The organism is Blautia caecimuris, assembly GCF_024622975.1.
Taxonomy (GTDB): domain Bacteria; phylum Bacillota; class Clostridia; order Lachnospirales; family Lachnospiraceae; genus Blautia_A; species Blautia_A caecimuris.
This window is the reverse complement of the sequence record NZ_JANJZT010000015.1, coordinates 29,355-47,626: the sequence shown is the minus strand read 5'-3', so window position 1 is coordinate 47,626 and position 18,272 is coordinate 29,355. Positions and strand designations below refer to the sequence as shown.

The 18,272-nt window shown below is 44.5% G+C and carries 17 protein-coding genes and 1 tRNA gene; 14 read left to right on the top strand and 4 right to left on the bottom strand.

From position 1 onward, the window contains the following. The first annotated feature begins 6 nt into the window (after positions 1-6). Genes NSA57_RS10600 through NSA57_RS10585 form a run of 4 tightly spaced genes read left to right on the top strand, consistent with a single transcriptional unit; the run spans position 7 to position 5,180 of the window. Positions 7-1,869 (top strand): tetratricopeptide repeat protein, encoded by a 1,863-nt coding sequence (locus NSA57_RS10600; protein ID WP_257464811.1) that lies wholly within the window; start codon positions 7-9, stop codon positions 1,867-1,869. A gap of 13 nt (positions 1,870-1,882) precedes the next feature. After that, positions 1,883-3,916 carry a protein kinase domain-containing protein gene (locus NSA57_RS10595; RefSeq protein WP_257464810.1) on the top strand — a complete coding sequence of 678 codons (2,034 nt, stop codon included), beginning with the start codon at positions 1,883-1,885 and terminating at the stop codon, positions 3,914-3,916. 53 nt (positions 3,917-3,969) lie between these two features. Further along, on the top strand, positions 3,970-4,104 hold the full coding sequence (locus NSA57_RS10590) for a hypothetical protein (protein WP_257464809.1): 135 nt from the start codon (positions 3,970-3,972) through the stop codon (positions 4,102-4,104). 23 nt (positions 4,105-4,127) lie between these two features. Then, positions 4,128-5,180: a M15 family metallopeptidase gene (locus NSA57_RS10585; protein WP_257464808.1), complete on the top strand. Its 1,053-nt coding sequence runs from the start codon at positions 4,128-4,130 to the stop codon at positions 5,178-5,180. Here NSA57_RS10585 and NSA57_RS10580 read toward each other — a convergent pair. Next, positions 5,156-6,352 (bottom strand): helix-turn-helix domain-containing protein, encoded by a 1,197-nt coding sequence (locus NSA57_RS10580; protein WP_257464807.1) that lies wholly within the window; start codon positions 6,350-6,352, stop codon positions 5,156-5,158. The genes NSA57_RS10585 and NSA57_RS10580 overlap by 25 nt on opposite strands. Next, positions 6,345-7,826, bottom strand: coding sequence for a helix-turn-helix domain-containing protein (locus NSA57_RS10575; protein ID WP_257464806.1), 1,482 nt, complete (start codon positions 7,824-7,826; stop codon positions 6,345-6,347). The genes NSA57_RS10580 and NSA57_RS10575 overlap by 8 nt, the downstream gene beginning before the upstream one ends. Before the next feature lie 266 nt (positions 7,827-8,092). On the opposite strand from NSA57_RS10575, the gene NSA57_RS10570 reads away from it, so the two are divergent. Genes NSA57_RS10570 through NSA57_RS10560 form a run of 3 tightly spaced genes read left to right on the top strand, consistent with a single transcriptional unit; the run spans position 8,093 to position 11,640 of the window. After that, positions 8,093-9,214 carry an NADase-type glycan-binding domain-containing protein gene (locus NSA57_RS10570; protein WP_257464805.1) on the top strand — a complete coding sequence of 374 codons (1,122 nt, stop codon included), beginning with the start codon at positions 8,093-8,095 and terminating at the stop codon, positions 9,212-9,214. Between the two features lie 19 nt (positions 9,215-9,233). Then, entirely contained in the window at positions 9,234-10,529 is a 1,296-nt protein-coding gene (locus NSA57_RS10565) for a hypothetical protein (RefSeq protein WP_257464804.1), read from the top strand. Positions 10,530-10,539: 10 nt separating this feature from the next. Then, complete coding sequence (locus NSA57_RS10560; RefSeq protein ID WP_147599905.1) at positions 10,540-11,640, top strand: hypothetical protein; 1,101 nt, start codon at positions 10,540-10,542, stop codon at positions 11,638-11,640. A 132-nt stretch (positions 11,641-11,772) separates the two neighbouring features. Here NSA57_RS10560 and NSA57_RS10555 read toward each other — a convergent pair whose 3' ends face one another. Together NSA57_RS10555 and NSA57_RS10550 are read right to left on the bottom strand one after the other, a co-directional pair. Further along, the gene (locus tag NSA57_RS10555; RefSeq protein WP_257464803.1) at positions 11,773-13,440 is read right to left on the bottom strand and encodes a glutamine--tRNA ligase/YqeY domain fusion protein; all 1,668 of its coding nucleotides are present in this window, start codon (positions 13,438-13,440) and stop codon (positions 11,773-11,775) included. Positions 13,441-13,688: 248 nt separating this feature from the next. Next, positions 13,689-13,760 (bottom strand) — tRNA-Thr (locus tag NSA57_RS10550). Between the two features lie 63 nt (positions 13,761-13,823). Between NSA57_RS10550 and NSA57_RS10545 the strand changes: the two genes are divergently transcribed. The 7 genes from NSA57_RS10545 to NSA57_RS10515 all read left to right on the top strand — a co-directional run bounded on the left by NSA57_RS10545 (position 13,824) and on the right by NSA57_RS10515 (position 18,172). Beyond that, positions 13,824-14,018, top strand: coding sequence for a hypothetical protein (locus NSA57_RS10545; protein ID WP_147599903.1), 195 nt, complete (start codon positions 13,824-13,826; stop codon positions 14,016-14,018). Positions 14,019-14,025: 7 nt separating this feature from the next. Further along, positions 14,026-14,619 (top strand): Maf family protein, encoded by a 594-nt coding sequence (locus NSA57_RS10540; RefSeq protein ID WP_257464802.1) that lies wholly within the window; start codon positions 14,026-14,028, stop codon positions 14,617-14,619. Next, complete coding sequence (locus NSA57_RS10535; protein WP_257464801.1) at positions 14,616-15,281, top strand: HAD family hydrolase; 666 nt, start codon at positions 14,616-14,618, stop codon at positions 15,279-15,281. Before NSA57_RS10540 ends, NSA57_RS10535 begins: the two co-directional genes overlap by 4 nt. Further along, positions 15,274-16,074: an HAD family hydrolase gene (locus NSA57_RS10530; RefSeq protein WP_147599900.1), complete on the top strand. Its 801-nt coding sequence runs from the start codon at positions 15,274-15,276 to the stop codon at positions 16,072-16,074. The genes NSA57_RS10535 and NSA57_RS10530 overlap by 8 nt, the downstream gene beginning before the upstream one ends. Positions 16,075-16,076: 2 nt before the next feature. Then, positions 16,077-16,334, top strand: a complete 258-nt coding sequence (locus NSA57_RS10525; protein ID WP_022068515.1) for a hypothetical protein — start codon at positions 16,077-16,079, stop codon at positions 16,332-16,334. A gap of 156 nt (positions 16,335-16,490) precedes the next feature. Beyond that, positions 16,491-17,237, top strand: a complete 747-nt coding sequence (locus tag NSA57_RS10520) for an ABC transporter ATP-binding protein (protein WP_257464800.1) — start codon at positions 16,491-16,493, stop codon at positions 17,235-17,237. Positions 17,238-17,254: 17 nt separating this feature from the next. Continuing rightward, positions 17,255-18,172 carry a SufB/SufD family protein gene (locus tag NSA57_RS10515; protein ID WP_147599898.1) on the top strand — a complete coding sequence of 306 codons (918 nt, stop codon included), beginning with the start codon at positions 17,255-17,257 and terminating at the stop codon, positions 18,170-18,172. Positions 18,173-18,272: the final 100 nt, after the last annotated feature.

Below are 18,272 nucleotides of genomic sequence, written 5' to 3'. Positions count from 1 at the left end.
CATACAATGAAAGAGATAAAAAAGAAAAAATCAAAACCAGATCCCCAAATCCTGATTCCTGTGATCGTGGGAGCGGTCTGTGTGCTTATGGTCGCAGCTGTGATCATTTTTATGAATCCCGAAAATACAACGGCAGGACAGCTTCAGAAAAAGCTGGAGCTTGGGGATAAATATCTGGAATCCGGCGACTATGAAAAGGCGGAGCTTGCCTTTCAGGAAGCACTGAAAATTGATGAAAAATCACCGGATGCAACCATTAAACTGGCAGATACTTACAATAAAATGAAAAAGCCTGAAAAGGCTTTAAAGATGCTGGAACAGACAAACAAAAATCTGGAAAATATGTCTGTAGCCCAGTTAAATTCCAATCCGGACGGGTGGAAAAGCAAGATGGATATGTATGAAACGGTTTACAAGCAGACTGAACAGCTTTATCAGAACAGCGGAAACCAGATGCCGGCTGATACAGATACATCCGAAGATGTGATTAATATTTTTAACGATATACATATATACATCAATGATTACGTGACGCCTACCCCGAAGCCTTCTGAAAAGCCAGGCAAAAAAGAGGACAAAAAGGACACGACACCGGTTCCTGAACAGGAGGAAGAACCTACGGTAACACCGGAGGAAACACCTGCTCCTGAGATTACGGAAGCACCGGAAGAGAATCAGGAAGGAGAACCCACAGTGACTCCTGAAGTAAGCCCGGAAGCCACAGTTATGCCAGTTGATCCGGATGCAGAAATTACCCCTGAACCAATGACGGATCCTGCAGAGACTCCCATACCGGGAGGCTGGACAGTGGTTGTTGCACCCAACCAGACGCCAACTCCAAAGCCTGATATGAATGCAGAACCGGAGCCTCAGCCGGAATCGGATCCGGAGCTTCAGCCGGAGCCTGCTCCGGAATCTTCGCAGGATTCTTCAGAGGACACGGGAATCCCGCCGGCAGTCCCGGATTATCCGGAGGACATAGGCATTCCGCCGGCAGTTCCGGATGCCCCGGAAGAACCGGCAGTGCCTCCGACAGATCAGAACAATGCAGAGGCACCTTCAGAAAATCAGGACAGCCAGACAGAACAGGATGCGCTTACGCCGGATCAGATTCTGGATGCCTTTGCGGCTGAGCTTCTTGCAGCAAGTCCGAGGTCATCTCTCAGTACTCCGGCTTCTTATACCTACGGGGACGAATCCGGTATGGCGGTAGCCAGTGGAACACTTGGAGCAGAGAAGCGTGATTTTAACGGTGATGGAATGCAGGAACTTCTTGTAATCTCCATCAGAAACGGCCAGCTTGTTCTGGATACCTATACAGCAGCAGGCGGAGCAGCGTCCATGGTTTCTTCAGTTGCATTTGAGGAATGTTTTGGAAAGGCTGTGGAAGGAGTTACATACGGAGGAACACAGACCTGCTTTATCAGAGAAAACGGAGCAGGATTTGATATTGGAATGGCCGGCTATTATTTTGGAATGAACACAGGGGATGGAAATCCCGGCGCCAAAACAGTGGCAGCGCTTTATACCATGGGAGCAGACGGAAGTCTGAATATGTCAGCTTCTGCTTCACTGATAAACGGAACCATATCTTCTCCGCAGGAAGGCGGAAAGGACGGCTTTATCAGCGCTCTTTCCAGTGCGGGAATGAGCGGCTCCTGGGTTTCCGAAAGCGCAGACATGCTTGCGGGAATGGATCTTGCAAACAATCCGGTTCAGGATATGGCCGGCGTGCCAAATCCGCTTGGAGGCGGACTTGCAGGAAAAGAACCGGGAGTGCAGGACCTTGTTGTGGTAAACGCAGGAATGCAGCCGGGATCAGGAAGCATGAACTTCAGTGTCACAGACAATACTACATGTGGAAAATAAGGGAGAGGACAGAATGCTGAAGCACATATCAGACACCTATGAAATTATAGAAAAAATCGGCGCCGGAAACAGCGGAGAGGTTTATAAGGCTTATCATAAAAATCTGAAAAAATATGTTGTACTGAAAAAGATCCGGGCAGAGCTCAAGGATGTTCTGAACAATCGTGCAGAGGCGGATGTACTGAAAAATCTCCACCATCCCTGTCTGCCCCAGGTATTTGATTTTCTGGAGGCAGACGGAGATGTATATACCGTAATGGACTACATTCCAGGAAATTCCTTTAAGGAATATCTGGATGCAGGCACAGAATTTAAAGAAAAATCAGTGCTTATCTGGGCAAGACAGATCTGCGCCACCTTAAGCTATCTGCACAGTCAGAAGCCGCCCATCATTCACAGTGATCTGAAGCCGGGAAACATTATGCTGAAGCCTGATGGAAATATTTGCCTGATCGATTTTAATATATCGGCAAGCCTGGATGGAGATACTGCCTGGGTGACCGGATATACCAACGGATATGCGCCTCCGGAACAGATAGAGGCGCTGCGTTATAACCAGAATGAGCTGGATCATTCCCTCTGGAAGACTATTGACAGAAGAGCGGATATTTACAGCCTGGGAGCAGTTTTGTATCACCTGATGACAGGGAAAAAGCCTTCCCAGGATGAAAATGGATATGTGGAGGATATCCGCAGCCGGGGAATCCGCATCAACCAGGTGTTTGCCCATATTATTATGAAGTGTCTGGAGCCCAGACCGGAAAAACGTTACCAGTCAGCAGAGGCGCTTCTCAGCGACCTGAAGGACATTGAGAAAAAGGACAGACGGTACCGGGAGCTTTGTAAAAAGCAAAAAGGGATTTATATACTGGTGATTTTCTTTATGGCAGTCAGCGCTGTGCTTACAGTAAACGGATATTTCCGCAGAGATGTGGATCGTAGAAAGCAGTATGAGGAGCTTGTAAGACTGGAATCCCAGTGCGTGACATCAGGAGAATTTGAGAATTTTGAATCCTATTATCAGAAAGCGGCAGGCCTTATGCCGGAAAGACTGGAGGCATATTATCAGAAAGCTCTGGCTCTGAACCAGCAGAGACAGTATGGAGACAATATTAATTTTATTAACGAAAAGATTTTGTCAAACCCGGAGCTTGAAGTGGATTCAGAAGCGTTAAATAATGTGTACTATCTTCTTGGAAATTCCTACGAAAAACAGGAAGATTATGAAAATGCTGCAAAATGCTATGAAAAGGCCATAGAGATCAAGCCGGACAACAGTGATTATTACCGCGACTATGCCATTGCTCTTGCCTATACCGGAGAAATGGATAAGGCTCAGAAGGCTCTTGACACAGCCAGAAGACAGGGACTTGATTCTGTGGAAATTGATTATGTTCAGGGAGAGATCCTGTATAATAATCAGGATTTTCAGGGGGCAAAAGAAATCTTTCTGACCTGTATGGAAAAGGCGCAGAACGACTATGTGAAAATGCGCGCCTGCATTATGACATGTAAATGTATTGACGCGCTTGAGGATGGTGTGGGCGGCTATGATGAGAAGATACAGCTTCTTGAAAAGGCCAGGAAGGAACTGCCTACAGAATATAACATAGGTGTTCTTGAGACTCTGGGACAGGTGTACAGCGACATGGGAAATGATACCGGAGATGCAGCTTATTATACAAAGGCGGCAGAGGTATTTAAACAGATCCAGAAGCAGGGAATGGGAAGCTACGATACAGATTATAATCTGGTTGTCCTTTATCAGAATATGGGAAAATATGACGAGGCCTCTGCTCTTTTGAAAGAGATGCTTGAGGAGTACGGAGAGAATTACCGCACTTATAAGGCGCTGGCCTTTATGGAAGTGTCAAAACAGGAAAAAGTGGACGTAAATCAGAGAAGCTATGGATTGTTCAAAGAATATTATGAGAAAGCGGAAAAGCTTTATCAGCAGCAGCTTGAAAATAATGTAAACGATATGGAAATGAAAAGGCTGAAAGAGCTTTATGATCAGGCGGCTTCCAACGGCTGGTTCAGCAGCTGAAAACAGAAAAGAAGAGAACGGAAGCCGGTTACAAAAAGTTGGGAGGAACAGAAATGGGAGCAGGCGTTGTTATGATGGCCGGTGGAATCGTGGGAATGGTGGTATGTATGATCCTTTTGTGTATTCTGCCCGGAATTTTTGAAAAACAGAGAAAAAAGCTGCTCAGTGAAATTGAAAATGAGATTTAGCAGCAGGGAGAGAACATCTGTATATGAAAAATGACAACAGGAGAGAACAGGTAGAACAGCCAATGAAAAAAGAAAACAGTCATAAATCAGGAAATACATTGTGGATCCTGCTTTTTACAGGCATGGTTTGTATGTTTCTTGTAATGGGGCTTCTGTGTTATTCCTTTGTGGGAATGAAAAAAGAACTGCAAAAGAACAGCCGGACTGCAGAAAAAAAAGACATTGAACTATCAGAAACCATCAGCCAGATGAAACAGGAGATCCAGAAGCTTAATGAAAAGGTTCTGGTTCAGGAACAGGAAATTGCAGACTACAAAAAGAACGCCCCGGTTCAGGGAGAAACTGCACAGAATCCACAGGAAGAGGCAGCAGAAGAAAATGCAATGATCGGTCCTCCGGCCCGCCCGGCGCTTTCGGTTGACCAGCTTCAGCCAGGGCAGATTATTGACAGTTCTCAGATCCAGGGCAGTGAAAATACATTTTTTAAGGCATATGAGATTTCAGAGGGAGACGCTGTGTATAACAGAATCTACGGAAAATCCTATTATGAAAATGAAAACATAGGGCTTCAGGATCTCAGGTACCTGAAAATGCTTCATTATAATTTTAACCATGAGGTGCAGGTAGGAGAAATGATCGTAAATGCTGCTATCAGCAATGACGTGCTCAGTGTTTTTCAGGAATTATTTGCTGCGGAGTATGAGATCCAGTCCATGCGTCTGATCGATGATTACTGGACAGGAGACGGGGATTCCTCTGACAGCAATTCCATTGACAATAACAATACGTCCGCATTCTGTTATCGGCAGATCACAGGCGGGGGAAATCTGTCAAATCATGCCTACGGACGGGCCATTGACATTAATCCACAGCAGAATCCTTATGTATGGAGCTCCCAGGGGCAGCTTCAGTGGAGCCATGAAAATGCGTCTCCCTATGTTGACCGCGCCTGCGGAGATCCTCATGTGATTGTAGAAAATGATGTATGCTATAATATTTTTGCAAAATATGGATTCAGCTGGGGCGGTCTATGGAGTGATCCGGTTGATTATCAGCATTTTGAAAAGGAATCCTGACAAAATTTTGCAGGTATGTGGGTTAAGTAATCTTCAAAAGCAGACAGAAGTCCCGGCTCATGGAGGGACAGGCGAACGGGAGTATTCCGAATGTCATCAAATATCAGATACAGAACATTATTTTCCGCATAAAGGTGAAGACTGCCTGACGCCTCTGCCAGCGCGCCCTTTAAAAACCTGAAATCTGCTGGGATGTACTGTTTCAAAGCTTCTGCCTTCAGAGAATCAAGCCTGCCCAGTGATTCCAGAGCCGGTTTTGTAAAAAAGCAGGGAAAGCTCTTATCGGCGGCAAAGTAGGAAGGAGTACATTCCCACGGAAGCTTATCAAAGCTTTTTTGGCTTCGTCTGAGAACCGGGATGCAGGATTTCTGATAGGTGTCAAAGAGCTTCCACATCATTTTTACGGTAGCGGGGTCCTGATATAAGATCCCTCTGGTACAGTCAGAGGTGGAAACCAGGGCGGAGCCTTCTGTCAGGATCAGTACCGGAAACAGATTCAGATTGGAAAAATGTGTCCGGATATTGTCATAAAAGCAATACGGATGATAGTCAAGCCCGTTTTTAAATGGAAGAAGAAGCTGTTTGAGATAGTTTATGTGACAGTATTCATCAGTTTCCGACAGCTGTTCCGTCTGATCAAGACAAAAAATATGATCGATCCTTACTGTACTGTTAAAAAATTCAGGGCCGCTCAGCAGGTGAAATAAAAATCTGTAGTCCGGTTGTATCAGAAATCCCATTCTGCCTCCTGTGGAATGGGATTCTTTTTTCAGCATTGCATGAAGATAGGCCGGAAAGCTGTCTTTTTCAGAAAAAGCAATGCAGGGACTGTCAGCAGGCAGCTCTTTGGAAAAGTAGGATTTTTTTACAGGCATGTCTGAAAAACCGTCAGAAAAATTTAAAAGAAAATCTTCGGTGCTTTTCCGCCTGCAGTAAGTGAGCTTTCCTGTAAAAGAAATCTCCCAGGCCTGTTCAAACTGGCGGGTTTCGTCAGGCGTCAGATGCATAAAGCAGGCCATTTTATCTCTGACAGAGGCGGACGGAGGACGACGATTTCCCTTTATGATCTTGTAGAGAGTAGAGCGGTCCAGCCCGCAGTATTTGGCCATAGAGTAAATATGAATGTTTTTCTGCTCTATAAATTTATTCAACAGTTCTGGAAATTCAGTCACAATGTGAAGCCTCCTTGATGGATTGTTTTAAATGTTCGATTGTCCGGCGGAAATATTCCAGCGTTTCCTCTTCGCTGTACAATGTTTCGGAATCCAGGCTTCCAAGATAATCATAAAGCGTATGAATGATTTCTGCTTCCTGGATCCACAGATAGGAACGGTGGGACATAATATCAAAAAACATCAGGTACATATTATTTTCGCCTGCGCAAAGATGAAGCCGTTTGGCAATCTGTTCAAAGGGCGGTTTCAAAAAGCGGTAATGAGCCCTGGATTTTTGCTTCAGCAGATTTTCCAGAACAGTGATGCGTTCCTCTACAGGGAGCGTGCAAGTATGGGACAGCTCCTGTGGAAGTTCAGCCAGAATTCCGGTTTCTGCAAATTTGTCAAGCTCATCTCTGCAAAAATAAAAATGAAATTCAGATTTTCGTATTACCTGACCTGCGTTTTTTACGTAGGCCTGCATATAGGCGATAATATTGTCTCTTCCTGGAAAGCCTTCCGGAACAAAATGCGCCATCCAGTCTTTTTCCAGAAATGGGATCAGACAGGGCTCAGGTTCCATGTAGTAAAGTCTGGAGTTACTGAGAGTTGTGGCAGTGACCATGTTTCCCTCTTCTTCAATGGAATGAGGAATCTGAAAAAGCGGCCTGCATTTTTCTTTATAAGATGAAAAAAGCTCCCACAGCATGGATACGGCAGCCGGATCCTGATAGAGAATGCCGTTTTTGTAATCAGAGGTACAGGTGATCGCATATTTACTGGTAAGGATCATAGATGGAAAAACATTCAGACTGCGATAGTGAGAATGTACATCGTTGTAAAAGAAAGATACCTGATAATTGATCCCGTTCATGAAAAGAGGAAGTATGGCAGATAAGTTTCTTATATTGCAGTAAGTGTCTGTTTTTTCTGTATAATCCATACACAGAATATGTTCAATGGAAAGACCGGAGCTGAAAAAATTCAGATTGGTAAGGTAACTGAAAAGAAATTCGCAGTCAGGCTGAAGTAAAAGGCCTATTTTTCCATTTTCAGTCTGCATTTCTGCTTCCAGGATATTCTGTACATAATAATGAAACAGCTCATGGCGTGAAAAAGAAATACATGGGCTGTCCGGAAGAGAAATGGGTTTTTCCGGTGCAGAGCCTGTGCTGAAAGTATTTGCAGAAACCGGGACTTTCAGAGCCGAGGGAAAGTTTAAAATGAACTTTTCAGCCTCTTTTCTTCGAAAATAAGTATCCTTTCCTATCTGGGAGATTTCATATGCACGGTTGAAAAGCCGGTTTTCTTCCGGTGTCAGATGCATGAAGCGGGCCATTTTATCTCTGATCTGTACAGTGGGAGGATGATGCTTTCCTTTGATGATTTTGTACATGGCAGAGCGGTCAATTCCACAGTATTTTACCATGGAAGCTACCTGGATGTTTTTTTCCTGTATATATTTACTTAAAAGATCTGAAAAATCCGACATGTTGTAAAACCTCACTTATATTAATTGCATCACTATTATATAGAAGGCTGTCGGGAGTTTCAAATATTTTGGGAATATTTAATGCCCTATGCTATTAAAAAAAACGACCACAAAAGGTGTCACATATTGTAGGTATAGTTTGTTGTATACAATAATAAGAACAGGAATTTTGCAAAAAATCAGGTGAATTTAATGAATAGAAGACAATATATATCAAAAAAAGAAGATGATGACCTGAAACAGAAAATTTTGATGGGAGGGAGAAAATGTACTGTAAAAAATGTGGGTCAGAAATAGAAGACAATGCTGTATACTGCCCTGAGTGTGGTGTTAAGCTCAGGGATAATGAAGAGCTGCCTGAAGCTCCGTACAGTTATGAACCGGAAGAATCAGGAATAAATGAACCCTTGTGGGAACCGGAAGAAGCGAAAACGGGAAATAAGAAGCTGAGGTGGCTTGCAGCAGGACTTTTTGGAGTGGTCTTTGTAGCTGCAGCAGGAATCCTGTCATGGAAAATCCTGAATTCCTCTGAGCCGGATCCTGCAGAGCCCATTGTGAAAATAGGAGAAGCAGTAGCGGAGATAAAAAATGAAGGCTCAGATAAAAAGAATGCGCAATCAAATGAAGAAACAGGAAAACAAGAAAATATAAAAAATAAAGACGATGTCTCGGTGGCTCTTTCATCGGGCTCAGATACAGACATACCAATAGACGGAGAGAATACGATAACAGACGAAGAAGAGCTGTCGGCATCAGAGACAGGTACTTCAACAAATGGAGAAAATACAGAAGAAAATACATCAGACTCAGACATAAGTGAATTGACAGAAGATGAAGATATAACGGAATCCGGAGTCAGTGTGAAATTAAAAGAAGAGGCACCTGAAAATATTTCTGAACAGAATAGTGGTTCGGGAGGAGCTTTTCTATTAGAAGCAGTGGAACCGGATCTTACTTCTCTGAGGGAGGCGGGGGTGATCACCGCAAACGCAACCTCGACTTTTGCCCGGCCTGACACAGATCACAGTCCCATGCTGCTGTTTGACAAAAAAGACAATACGTTCTGGCAGGAGGGAACAGAAGGCTCCGGAAAGGGAGAAAGTGTAAGCTTTGGACTGGATGATACGTACCAGATCCAGTATCTGGGCTTTAAGCTGGGCAACTGGACGGACGATCAGCATTATGCCGGAAGCTCGAAGCCAAAAACAGTAACCTTTATGGCAGGAGACAGCTCCGGACAGGTAACCTTTGATGGCGATAAAAAAGTAGAGTGGGTAAAAGCTGACCCGCCTGTTACAGCTGACACGGTTCTGTTGGAAATCAATGATGTATATGCGGGAACTGCCGAGGATACCTGTATTACGGAAATTATGGTTTACGGAAAATAAACGGAAGGAGGAAAAGGAAATGGAGGATCATCATTATGGACAGAAAGAAAATATAACCGGACCGGATATTTTTGACAAACCCATTGACCGCACGAAAAGCCGACAGCAGGCAGAACAGCGGTTTCGGGGACCGGAAACAGATATTCGGGAAAAACTGGAACAGCTTCCGCCTTTAAGCAAAAAAACAAAACGGAATATAGGGATTGCAGGTGCTGTGGCCCTTGTTCTGACAGGCGTGATCTGGGCCGGCGGCAGTTTTTTTGGTCCAAAGAAAACTGCAGAAAATTATGTGGAAGCTGTTCTGCAGGGAGACTGGAAGAGTGTCTACGAAAATCTGGAGCTGCCTCAGGGAAAGCTCCTTGGAAAAGAACAGTTTCTGGCTGTTACCCATGAAAGGGAACCAGTGGAGGTGACAAATCTGAAGCTGGAGGAACAGGACGGGTATGGCGGGTCAGATTCCAGATTTCTGAAAGAATATACAGCAGAGTATTCCGTGAAAGGAGACTCCTCTGTAAGAAGTATGGAGCTGACTCTGAGCAGGCAGAAAGAGAAAAAAATGCTTTTCTTTTCCAAATGGTGTGTGATACCTGAAGGACTGATCGTGTCCAATTACACGATAAAGGCGCCCGTTGGCTATAAAGTGGAGATGGATGGCACAGCTCTCACACCGGAGGAACAGCCTGAGCTGGAAGAAAGCGGATATGATGTTTATGCAGAAACAGTTTTTGCGGGAGATCACGTGATCACAGCCTCTGCTGACAGCAGGGAACAGGAAGAATTTCCCTGCTATATTTCAACGGACGAAAGCTATTATGAGGTACCAAAGCTTTCCATCAGCAAAAAAACAGTAGAACAGATGCAGGAAACAGTCAGGAAGTTTATGGGAGATGTTTACGGGGAAGTTCTGAACCAGTCAGGCCCCTCTGAAAAATATCTGGATTACTGGGCTGTAAACAACGGCAATAAGGAGACGGCTGCCATAGCCCGGGAAAATGCAGATGCTCTTTACAGGAAGCTGGAAGAGGACTTTGCATATACCAATGGCTATGAGTCCGTGCAGTTTACAGGTATGAACTTCAGTAATTATTACAGTGAGGTCACAGATGAGTACAGTGATGAGTATGGCGGTTCTTATGTGAATCTGCATGTAAGCTATAATTATGATTATACATACACAGGAACTTCGCTTTCCTATGACCAGCAGACAACTGCAGAAGACAGGTCAGAATCCGGCAGTTCAGATTCTTATATGACCTTTATCATGGAAGACGGGCAGTGGAAAATTTGCTCTGCTGATCTTTACAGTATTTACTAGGAGGAGAAAAATGGCAAAATTTTGTTCACAATGCGGAAGACCTTTAAAGGAAGGAGAGGTGTGCGACTGTAAAAAGGAAGGAGCTGCTTCCGGCGCAGAGCAGAGACAGCCGGAGCAGGAAGACGCCTTTCGACAGTCTCAGTGGGACAACTCATACAGAAGAGAAAAGCAGTCCTCAGAGGGAATTATTTCTTTTTTAAACACAACTTCACGCAGCCTGGGAAATGCTCTGGATAAAATTTATAATTTCATGACCCCTACCGACCGTCCGGGACGAATCAGTAATCTGGTACCCGTGCGCAAGCTGCTTGGATTTTCGAAAGAGGACAGGATTGCCCAGGTAGGGGACTGCTATGAACGGGGAATGAAAATTGTGCCGGATCTCATTCAGCCATGCGGTCAGGAAATTCCCGTAAGACAATATGATCTGTGTACAACGCGTTCTCTTTTAAAGGGAATGTGGCAGGAGGGCAGGCTGCAGGTAACAAATAAACGTGTACTGTTTCGGCTCAGCGGAAGGAACTGGTCAGGACGCGCTCAGAAATCCATAGAATTTACTCTGGATGATGTAGTGGGAATGGAGATCAGAAACGGAAGCCGCCTCAGCTTTGTTGCAATGCTTCTGAACCTTGTGATCGTAGCAATATTTTATTATTTCGGCCTTTTTATTGCAGACAGCTCACCCTCGCTGGAGCTGGTTCTCGGACTTCTGATATCAGGAAGCTTTTTGCTTCTTCTGAGAAAACATTATTATGCAAAAGCCATCGCGCTTGCGTTTACCCTGCCGGGAGCCGCTTATATGGCAAGGGACGGCCTTGGTTCCATAGTCATGGTACTGGTTATGCTCCTGTTTGTCATACATTATATATTAGCCTGTATACGGCCAAACTTCAGCTTTAAGATCATGACAAAAAGCGGATTTGCAAGTCCTATCAAAGAAGACGGAACAGGTACTGCGCTGTCATCAATGTTTCATTATTTTGTTGACAGGGGGCTGGAAGTTCTTCCGGGCAGAGATGCGGAAAAAGCAATGGATGAAGTGGGAACCATGATCATGGATATCCAGAAATTCGGAGATGCCGGAGTTCAGAAGTGGAAGGAGAACTGCTGATTTTTCTAAAAGTCTCGCATTAGTACAGATTAGTACAGGATACACAAATCTATAAACTGCATGAAAAAATACCCGCCGGACAGATGAAAGAGATCATCAGAGTCCTGGCGGGTATTTTGCTGTTTTTAGCTATTAAGCTTTTGGAAGCTTAAAGGAGCTTTTCAGGGATACAATACGGTTAAATACAGGCTGTCCCTCTTTGGAATCGTGAATGTCTGCACAGAAGAAGCCGTTTCTCACAAACTGGAAGCTGTCATAGCCTTTTGCCTTCATGAGCTCAGGTTCCACATAAGCAGTAACAGTAGTCAGAGAATTGGGGTTCAGGTTCAGAGAACCGTCTTCTTTATTATAAACACCCTTTTCTTCATCTACAATGTTCTCGTAGAGGCGGACGGTAGCCTGTCCTGCCTGAGAAGCCTCTACCCAGTGGATGGTACCTTTTACCTTGCGGCCGTCCGGTGCGTTTCCGCCTTTGGTAGCCGGATCATAGGTACAGTGAATCACTCTGACAGTTCCGTCGTCATCAGCTTCAAAGCCTGTACAGGTAACAAAATATGCGTTCATGAGACGTACTTCGGTGCCAAGGAACAGTCTTTTATATTTTTTCGGCGGGTCGATCATAAAGTCATCGCGCTCAATGTAAAGCTCTTTTCCAAAAGGAATTTTACGGGAGCCTAAAGACTCGTTTTCCATATTATTAGGAGCGTCCAGATACTCGATCTCACCTTCCGGATAGTTGTCGATCACCAGCTTGATCGGGTCAAGGACAGCCATCATACGCGGACGTTTCAGCTTCAGATCTTCGCGGATACAGTATTCCAGCATTGCATAGTCTACAGAGCTGTTGGCCTTGGAAACACCGCAGAGGTCCACAAACATTTTGATGGATTCCGGTGTAAAACCGCGGCGTCTCAGAGCTGCAATGGATACCAGGCGCGGATCATCCCAGCCGTCTACAATGCCTTCTTCTACAAGCTTTTTGATGTAACGCTTGCCGGTGACAACATTGGTAAGGTAAAGCTTTGCAAATTCGATCTGCTTGGGAGGATGAGGATATTCCAGCTCCTTTACCACCCAGTCATAAAGCGGTCTGTGGTCCTCAAATTCCAGAGTACAGATAGAATGAGTGATTCCCTCAATAGCATCCTCAATAGGATGAGCAAAGTCATACATGGGGTAAATACACCATTTATCTCCTGTATTGTGATGAGTCATGTGAGCCACACGGTAGATAACCGGATCTCTCATATTCATGTTTGGAGACGCCATGTCGATTTTGGCGCGGAGCACTTTTTCTCCGTCTGCGTATTTTCCTTCTTTCATTTCTTCAAAAAGCTGAAGGTTTTCTTCTACAGAACGGTTACGGTAAGGGCTCTCTTTACCGGGCTCTGTAAGAGTTCCGCGATACTGGCGGATTTCATCAGCAGTGAGATCGCAGACAAAAGCCTTGCCTTTTTTGATCAGCTTTACAGCTGCCTCATACATCTGGTCAAAATAGTCAGATGCAAAGAAAAGACGGTCCTCCCAGTCTGCGCCCAGCCAGTGGATATCTTCTTTAATGGATTCCACAAACTCTGTTTTTTCTTTGGTAGGGTTGGTATCGTCAAAACGCATGTTGAACTTGCCGTTGTATTCCTGGGCAAGTCCGTAATTTAAAAGAATAGATTTGGCATGGCCGATATGAAGATAGCCGTTAGGTTCCGGTGGAAATCGTGTGTGTACGGTATCATATACGCCTTCGGCTAAATCTTTATCAATAATATTTTCGATAAAATTTTTGGAAATGGTTTCGTTCTCCATCTCGTTCCCTCCTGAAATGTTCTTGATTATTTATCATATCATAAAATTCGGGAATTTAAAAGTTTTTATGAGAAAACCTTCGGAAAAACTTAAAAGCATCGGGGGATTAAGAATCAGTGATCAAATGACAAGAGGGGAAGAAGGGGGATTTTTGTAAAAAAAATAACCAGACACATGTCTGATTACCTTTTTGATTCCCATTGATTTTACAAGGACTCAAAAACCCTTTAAAATCAACATATTAGACGAGCTGATGACGGGAATTGAACCCGTGACCCCTTCCTTACCAAGGAAGTGCTCTACCTCTGAGCCACATCAGCATTTTGAAATTGTAACAGCGTTGTACCGCTCACAGTTGATTATATTAACAGAAGAGGAATTGATTGTCAATATTTTATTTTAAATTTTTTAAAAAATTTATGAAGGAAAATGAAAAAGGAATTTCTGGAACCTTACCCGGTTTGCAAAGAAAAGGAAAGTCTGGTGGAAGAGCAGATTTATTTGTTGATTTTTCCGGTTGCGACAATTTTTGCAAAAGGTTATACTGTAATACAGAAAAGAAGAATAAAAAGGAATGAACAGATTATGAGAAAAATAATTCTGGCTTCTGCATCGCCAAGACGCAGGGAGCTTCTGGCTGCAGCAGGAGTGAGTTTTAAAGTCTGTCCCGGAAACGGAGAAGAACATATTACAGGAACAGATCCGGAAGAGGCAGTAAAAGAGCTGTCCTCTCAGAAAGCTTTTTCGGCGGTCTTTCCGGAGGCGGAAAACGGAACCGTGATCCTGGGCGCAGATACAGTGGTGGTTTTTGAAGGAAAAATACTGGGTAAGCCCAAAGATGAAGAGGATGCAGTACAGACACTGAAAATGCTCCAGGGAAATACTCATCAGGTTTATACAGGAGTTACCATTCTGGAAAATATTTGTGGTAAATGGCAGAAAACTTCTTTTACAGAAAAGACAGACGTGACCTTTTATCCGGTATCTGAAAAGGAAATCCGGGACTATGTAAAAACCAAAGAACCTATGGACAAGGCGGGAAGCTACGGAATCCAGGGACTATTCGGTATTTATGTGAAAAGTATTTCAGGAGAGTATTCAAACGTAGTCGGCCTGCCTGTGGGACGACTGTTTTATGAAGCAAAAAAATCAGGTATAGAACTGAGGTGGCAGGAATGATAAAAGCATGTATCTTTGACCTTGACGGAACTCTGGCTGATACCCTGGAATCCATGGCGGCGGTGGCAAATGAGCTGATGGATGAAATCGGACTGGAGAGGCAGCCGGTGGATCATTTCAGATATTATTGCGGCGAGGGAGCCAATATGCTGGTTCGCCGCTGCCTGAAGGATGCCGGCGATCCGCAGCTTATGCATTATGAGGAAGTATGCAGAAAGTACAGAGAAAGGTTTAATGCAGACCCTCTGTATAAAGTCAGGATCTATCAGGGGATTCCGGAGCTTCTTGACCGGCTGAAAAAACAGGGAACTGCCCTTGCAGTCTGCTCTAATAAGCCCCATGACGCTGCGGTGAAGGTTGTTGGGGAGCTGTTTGGCAGTACCTTTGATTTTGTGATCGGGCAGAGTGAAGAAATCCGCAGAAAACCTGCGCCTGACGGACCTTTAAAGGCGGCGGAAGTACTTGGAGCAAAACCAGAGGAATGTCTTTATATCGGAGATACCAAAACGGATATGCAAACAGGAAACGCGGCGGGAATGCACACGGTGGGCGTTCTCTGGGGCTTCCGGGACAGGCAGGAGCTTCAGGAAAACGGAGCAGGGGTTATAATAGAAAATCCGAAGGAACTATTAAAAATTTACGAGGAATACAACAATGATTAAATTAGTAGCAAGTGATCTTGACGGAACTCTTCTCTTAAACGGGGCACAGCAGCTTCCGGAAGAGATTTTCCCATTGATCAGAGAACTGAAAAAGCTTGGAATACTTTTTGTGGCGGCAAGCGGAAGACAGTATCCCAACATGAGAAGGCTGTTTGATCCGGTGGCAGACGAGATGGCTTTTATCTGCGAAAACGGGGCTCTGGCAGTAAGAAATGAAAAGGTTTTTTATCAGGACAATTTTGAGCCGGAGCTGGTGAGAGAAATTCTGGAAGCAATAGAAGAAAAGGACGGCGCAGAGTTTTCCTGCGCAACCAGAGACTTCTATTATATACGTCCGAAAACACAGCATTATCTGGACCTGATGACAAAGGTGGTAAAAACAACAAGTAAAGTGATAGAAAGTCTTGATGAAGTGAAAGAACCCTGCATGAAGCTTGCTGTATATGAAAGAGGACTTCATGAGGATTCGATCCGGTACTGGCAGGAGCGTTTTTCTGATAAATGTACGGTTGTAACCTCGGGGACAGAATGGGTGGACTTTATTCCTTTTGGAACCAATAAGGCAAAGGGATTAAAAGAATATCAGAATCAGCTTGGAATCAGACCGGAGGAATGTGTGGTATTCGGGGATGAATACAATGACATTGAGATGCTGAAAGCAGTTCCCTGGAGCTTTGCCATGAAGCATGCCAAACCGGGAGTAATAGAGGCGGCATCCTATACGGCAGAAAGGGTAGAACTAATCCTGGAACGTTTGATCCGGGCAAATGGAAAAATAGAGGAGGTAATCTGAAGATGTACAAAAAAGAAAGCGTTGAAACATTTCTGAAAGAGCAGAGCAGACTGTATGACGAGCCGGTGGCAGAAAGCTATGAGGAGGCAGAAGAATTTCTGGAGGACTGTATGGCTGTTGAGGTAAAAACCTTAAAAGAGGTCCGCCGCTATCTGGATGAAGCAGGAGCTGACATTGAGGGAATGACAGATGAAGAGCTGAAGGAGGCAAGCGAGGTATTTGCACTGCCTTCAGGTGGCTATCTGATCGTAGAGGGATAAGAGTACAGAAATAAGAATCAGGAGAGTACTGCGCAAAATCTGTCAGGGCTCTCCTGTTTTCTTAAATAAAATCATCCATGTAAGAAAAAATGTGCTATGATATATAACAGTGAAAAATAAGGGCGGATTTTCTGCCTGTATGGAGGAACAGATGATATGTTGGAATTAAAAAACATCAGTTTCCAGGTGCCTGATGAAAAAACAAGAAATACAAAAGAAATCGGAATTTTAAAAGATGTAAGCCTGACCCTGGAGGATAACCAGTTTGTGGTGATCACTGGACCAAACGGTGGCGGAAAGTCTACTCTGGCAAAAATTATTGCCGGGATTGAAAAGCCTACGTCCGGCCAGATCCTTTTTGACGGACAGGATATTACGGATATGAGTATTACAGACAGAGCAAAACTGGGAATCAGCTATGCCTTTCAGCAGCCGGTGCGATTTAAAGGGGTGACAGTATTTGATCTTCTCCGTCTGGCAGCAGGAAAAGAAATTTCTGTAGCCGGAGCCTGTGAATATCTTTCCAAGGTAGGCTTATGCGCAAAAGATTATATCCGCAGAGAAGTGAACGGAAGCCTTTCCGGAGGTGAGATCAAAAGGATTGAGATCGCAACGATCCTGGCGCGAAAAACAAGAGTATCTGTTTTTGACGAACCGGAGGCTGGAATTGATCTCTGGAGCTTTCAGAATCTGATTCAGGTTTTTGAGGAAATGCATGAACAGCTTCACGGCTCCATTCTGATCATTTCGCATCAGGAACGCATTCTGAATATTGCAGATCGGATCATTCTGATCGCAGACGGAAAACTTGTAAAAAAAGGAACAAAGGAAGAGGTTCTGCCGGAGCTTCTGGGAACGGCAAATGCAGCGCCATCCTGTGATAAGGCTGCAAATCGTAAATAAAGGGGAGAGTGAGAAAAATGGACGCAATACAGAGAGAACTGCTGATGCAGGTGGCCGGTCTTCATGAGATCCCTGCAGGAGCTTATAATATCCGTTCCAACGGACAGAGTATTGAAAGAAAAAGTACGGGAAATATAGAAATCATCAATAAACCGGACAAAAGCGGCATTGAAATCCATATTAAGCCGGGAACAAAAAAGGAAAGTGTTCATATCCCGGTGATCATGAGCCAGTCAGGTCTTGAGGAAGTGGTTTACAATGATTTTTATATTGGGGAAAATGCAGACGTTACGATCATTGCCGGCTGCGGAATCCATAACGGAGGGGATGCCGCCAGCCGCCATGACGGAATCCACAGATTTTTTATCGGTAAAAATGCTCATGTAAAATATGTGGAAAAGCATTATGGAAGCGGCGATGGAAGCGGGGAGCGTATTATGAACCCTGTAACAGAGATCAGCCTGGATGAGGACAGCTTTATGGAAATGGAAACAGTCCAGATCAGAGGCGTGGATTCTACAAAGAGGGAAAACAGAGCCCATCTGAAGGCTGGCGCAAAGCTGGTGGTCATGGAGCGTCTGATGACTCATGGAAAACAGAAAGCAGAAAGCTGGTTTGACGTGCAGCTTGACGGAGAGGACTCTTCTGCCAATATTGTGTCCCGATCTGTGGCAAGAGATGAATCCTGGCAGCTGTTCCAGTCCCACATCAGCGGAAATACCAGATGCAGCGGACACACGGAATGCGATGCCATTATTATGGAAAATGCAAAGATCAGCGCTGTTCCTCAGCTTACTGCAAATCATGTGGACGCGGCTCTGATCCATGAAGCTGCCATCGGAAAAATCGCCGGGGAGCAGCTTATCAAGCTGATGACGCTGGGGCTTACGGAAGCTGAAGCAGAAGAGCAGATCATAAGCGGATTTTTAAAATAAAGAAAGCCTTTCATTTAAGAAGAAATAAAAGAACCGGAGAAAAGCACAAACAGACTGCAGCTTCTCCGGTTTTTATTTACCGGATCAGGTAAAACAGAGA

What these genes read in the sequence shown, in the direction of transcription:
- NSA57_RS10600 (WP_257464811.1), top strand. Translation starts at nt 7, where the DNA reads ATGAAAGAGATAAAAAAGAAAAAATCAAAACCAGATCCCCAAATCCTG.
- NSA57_RS10595 (WP_257464810.1), top strand. Translation starts at nt 1,883, where the DNA reads ATGCTGAAGCACATATCAGACACCTATGAAATTATAGAAAAAATCGGC.
- NSA57_RS10590 (WP_257464809.1), top strand. Translation starts at nt 3,970, where the DNA reads ATGGGAGCAGGCGTTGTTATGATGGCCGGTGGAATCGTGGGAATGGTG.
- NSA57_RS10585 (WP_257464808.1), top strand. Translation starts at nt 4,128, where the DNA reads ATGAAAAATGACAACAGGAGAGAACAGGTAGAACAGCCAATGAAAAAA.
- NSA57_RS10575 (WP_257464806.1), bottom strand. Translation starts at nt 7,826, where the DNA reads ATGTCGGATTTTTCAGATCTTTTAAGTAAATATATACAGGAAAAAAAC.
- NSA57_RS10570 (WP_257464805.1), top strand. Translation starts at nt 8,093, where the DNA reads ATGTACTGTAAAAAATGTGGGTCAGAAATAGAAGACAATGCTGTATAC.
- NSA57_RS10565 (WP_257464804.1), top strand. Translation starts at nt 9,234, where the DNA reads ATGGAGGATCATCATTATGGACAGAAAGAAAATATAACCGGACCGGAT.
- NSA57_RS10560 (WP_147599905.1), top strand. Translation starts at nt 10,540, where the DNA reads ATGGCAAAATTTTGTTCACAATGCGGAAGACCTTTAAAGGAAGGAGAG.
- NSA57_RS10555 (WP_257464803.1), bottom strand. Translation starts at nt 13,440, where the DNA reads ATGGAGAACGAAACCATTTCCAAAAATTTTATCGAAAATATTATTGAT.
- NSA57_RS10540 (WP_257464802.1), top strand. Translation starts at nt 14,026, where the DNA reads ATGAGAAAAATAATTCTGGCTTCTGCATCGCCAAGACGCAGGGAGCTT.
- NSA57_RS10535 (WP_257464801.1), top strand. Translation starts at nt 14,616, where the DNA reads ATGATAAAAGCATGTATCTTTGACCTTGACGGAACTCTGGCTGATACC.
- NSA57_RS10530 (WP_147599900.1), top strand. Translation starts at nt 15,274, where the DNA reads ATGATTAAATTAGTAGCAAGTGATCTTGACGGAACTCTTCTCTTAAAC.
- NSA57_RS10525 (WP_022068515.1), top strand. Translation starts at nt 16,077, where the DNA reads ATGTACAAAAAAGAAAGCGTTGAAACATTTCTGAAAGAGCAGAGCAGA.
- NSA57_RS10520 (WP_257464800.1), top strand. Translation starts at nt 16,491, where the DNA reads ATGTTGGAATTAAAAAACATCAGTTTCCAGGTGCCTGATGAAAAAACA.
- NSA57_RS10515 (WP_147599898.1), top strand. Translation starts at nt 17,255, where the DNA reads ATGGACGCAATACAGAGAGAACTGCTGATGCAGGTGGCCGGTCTTCAT.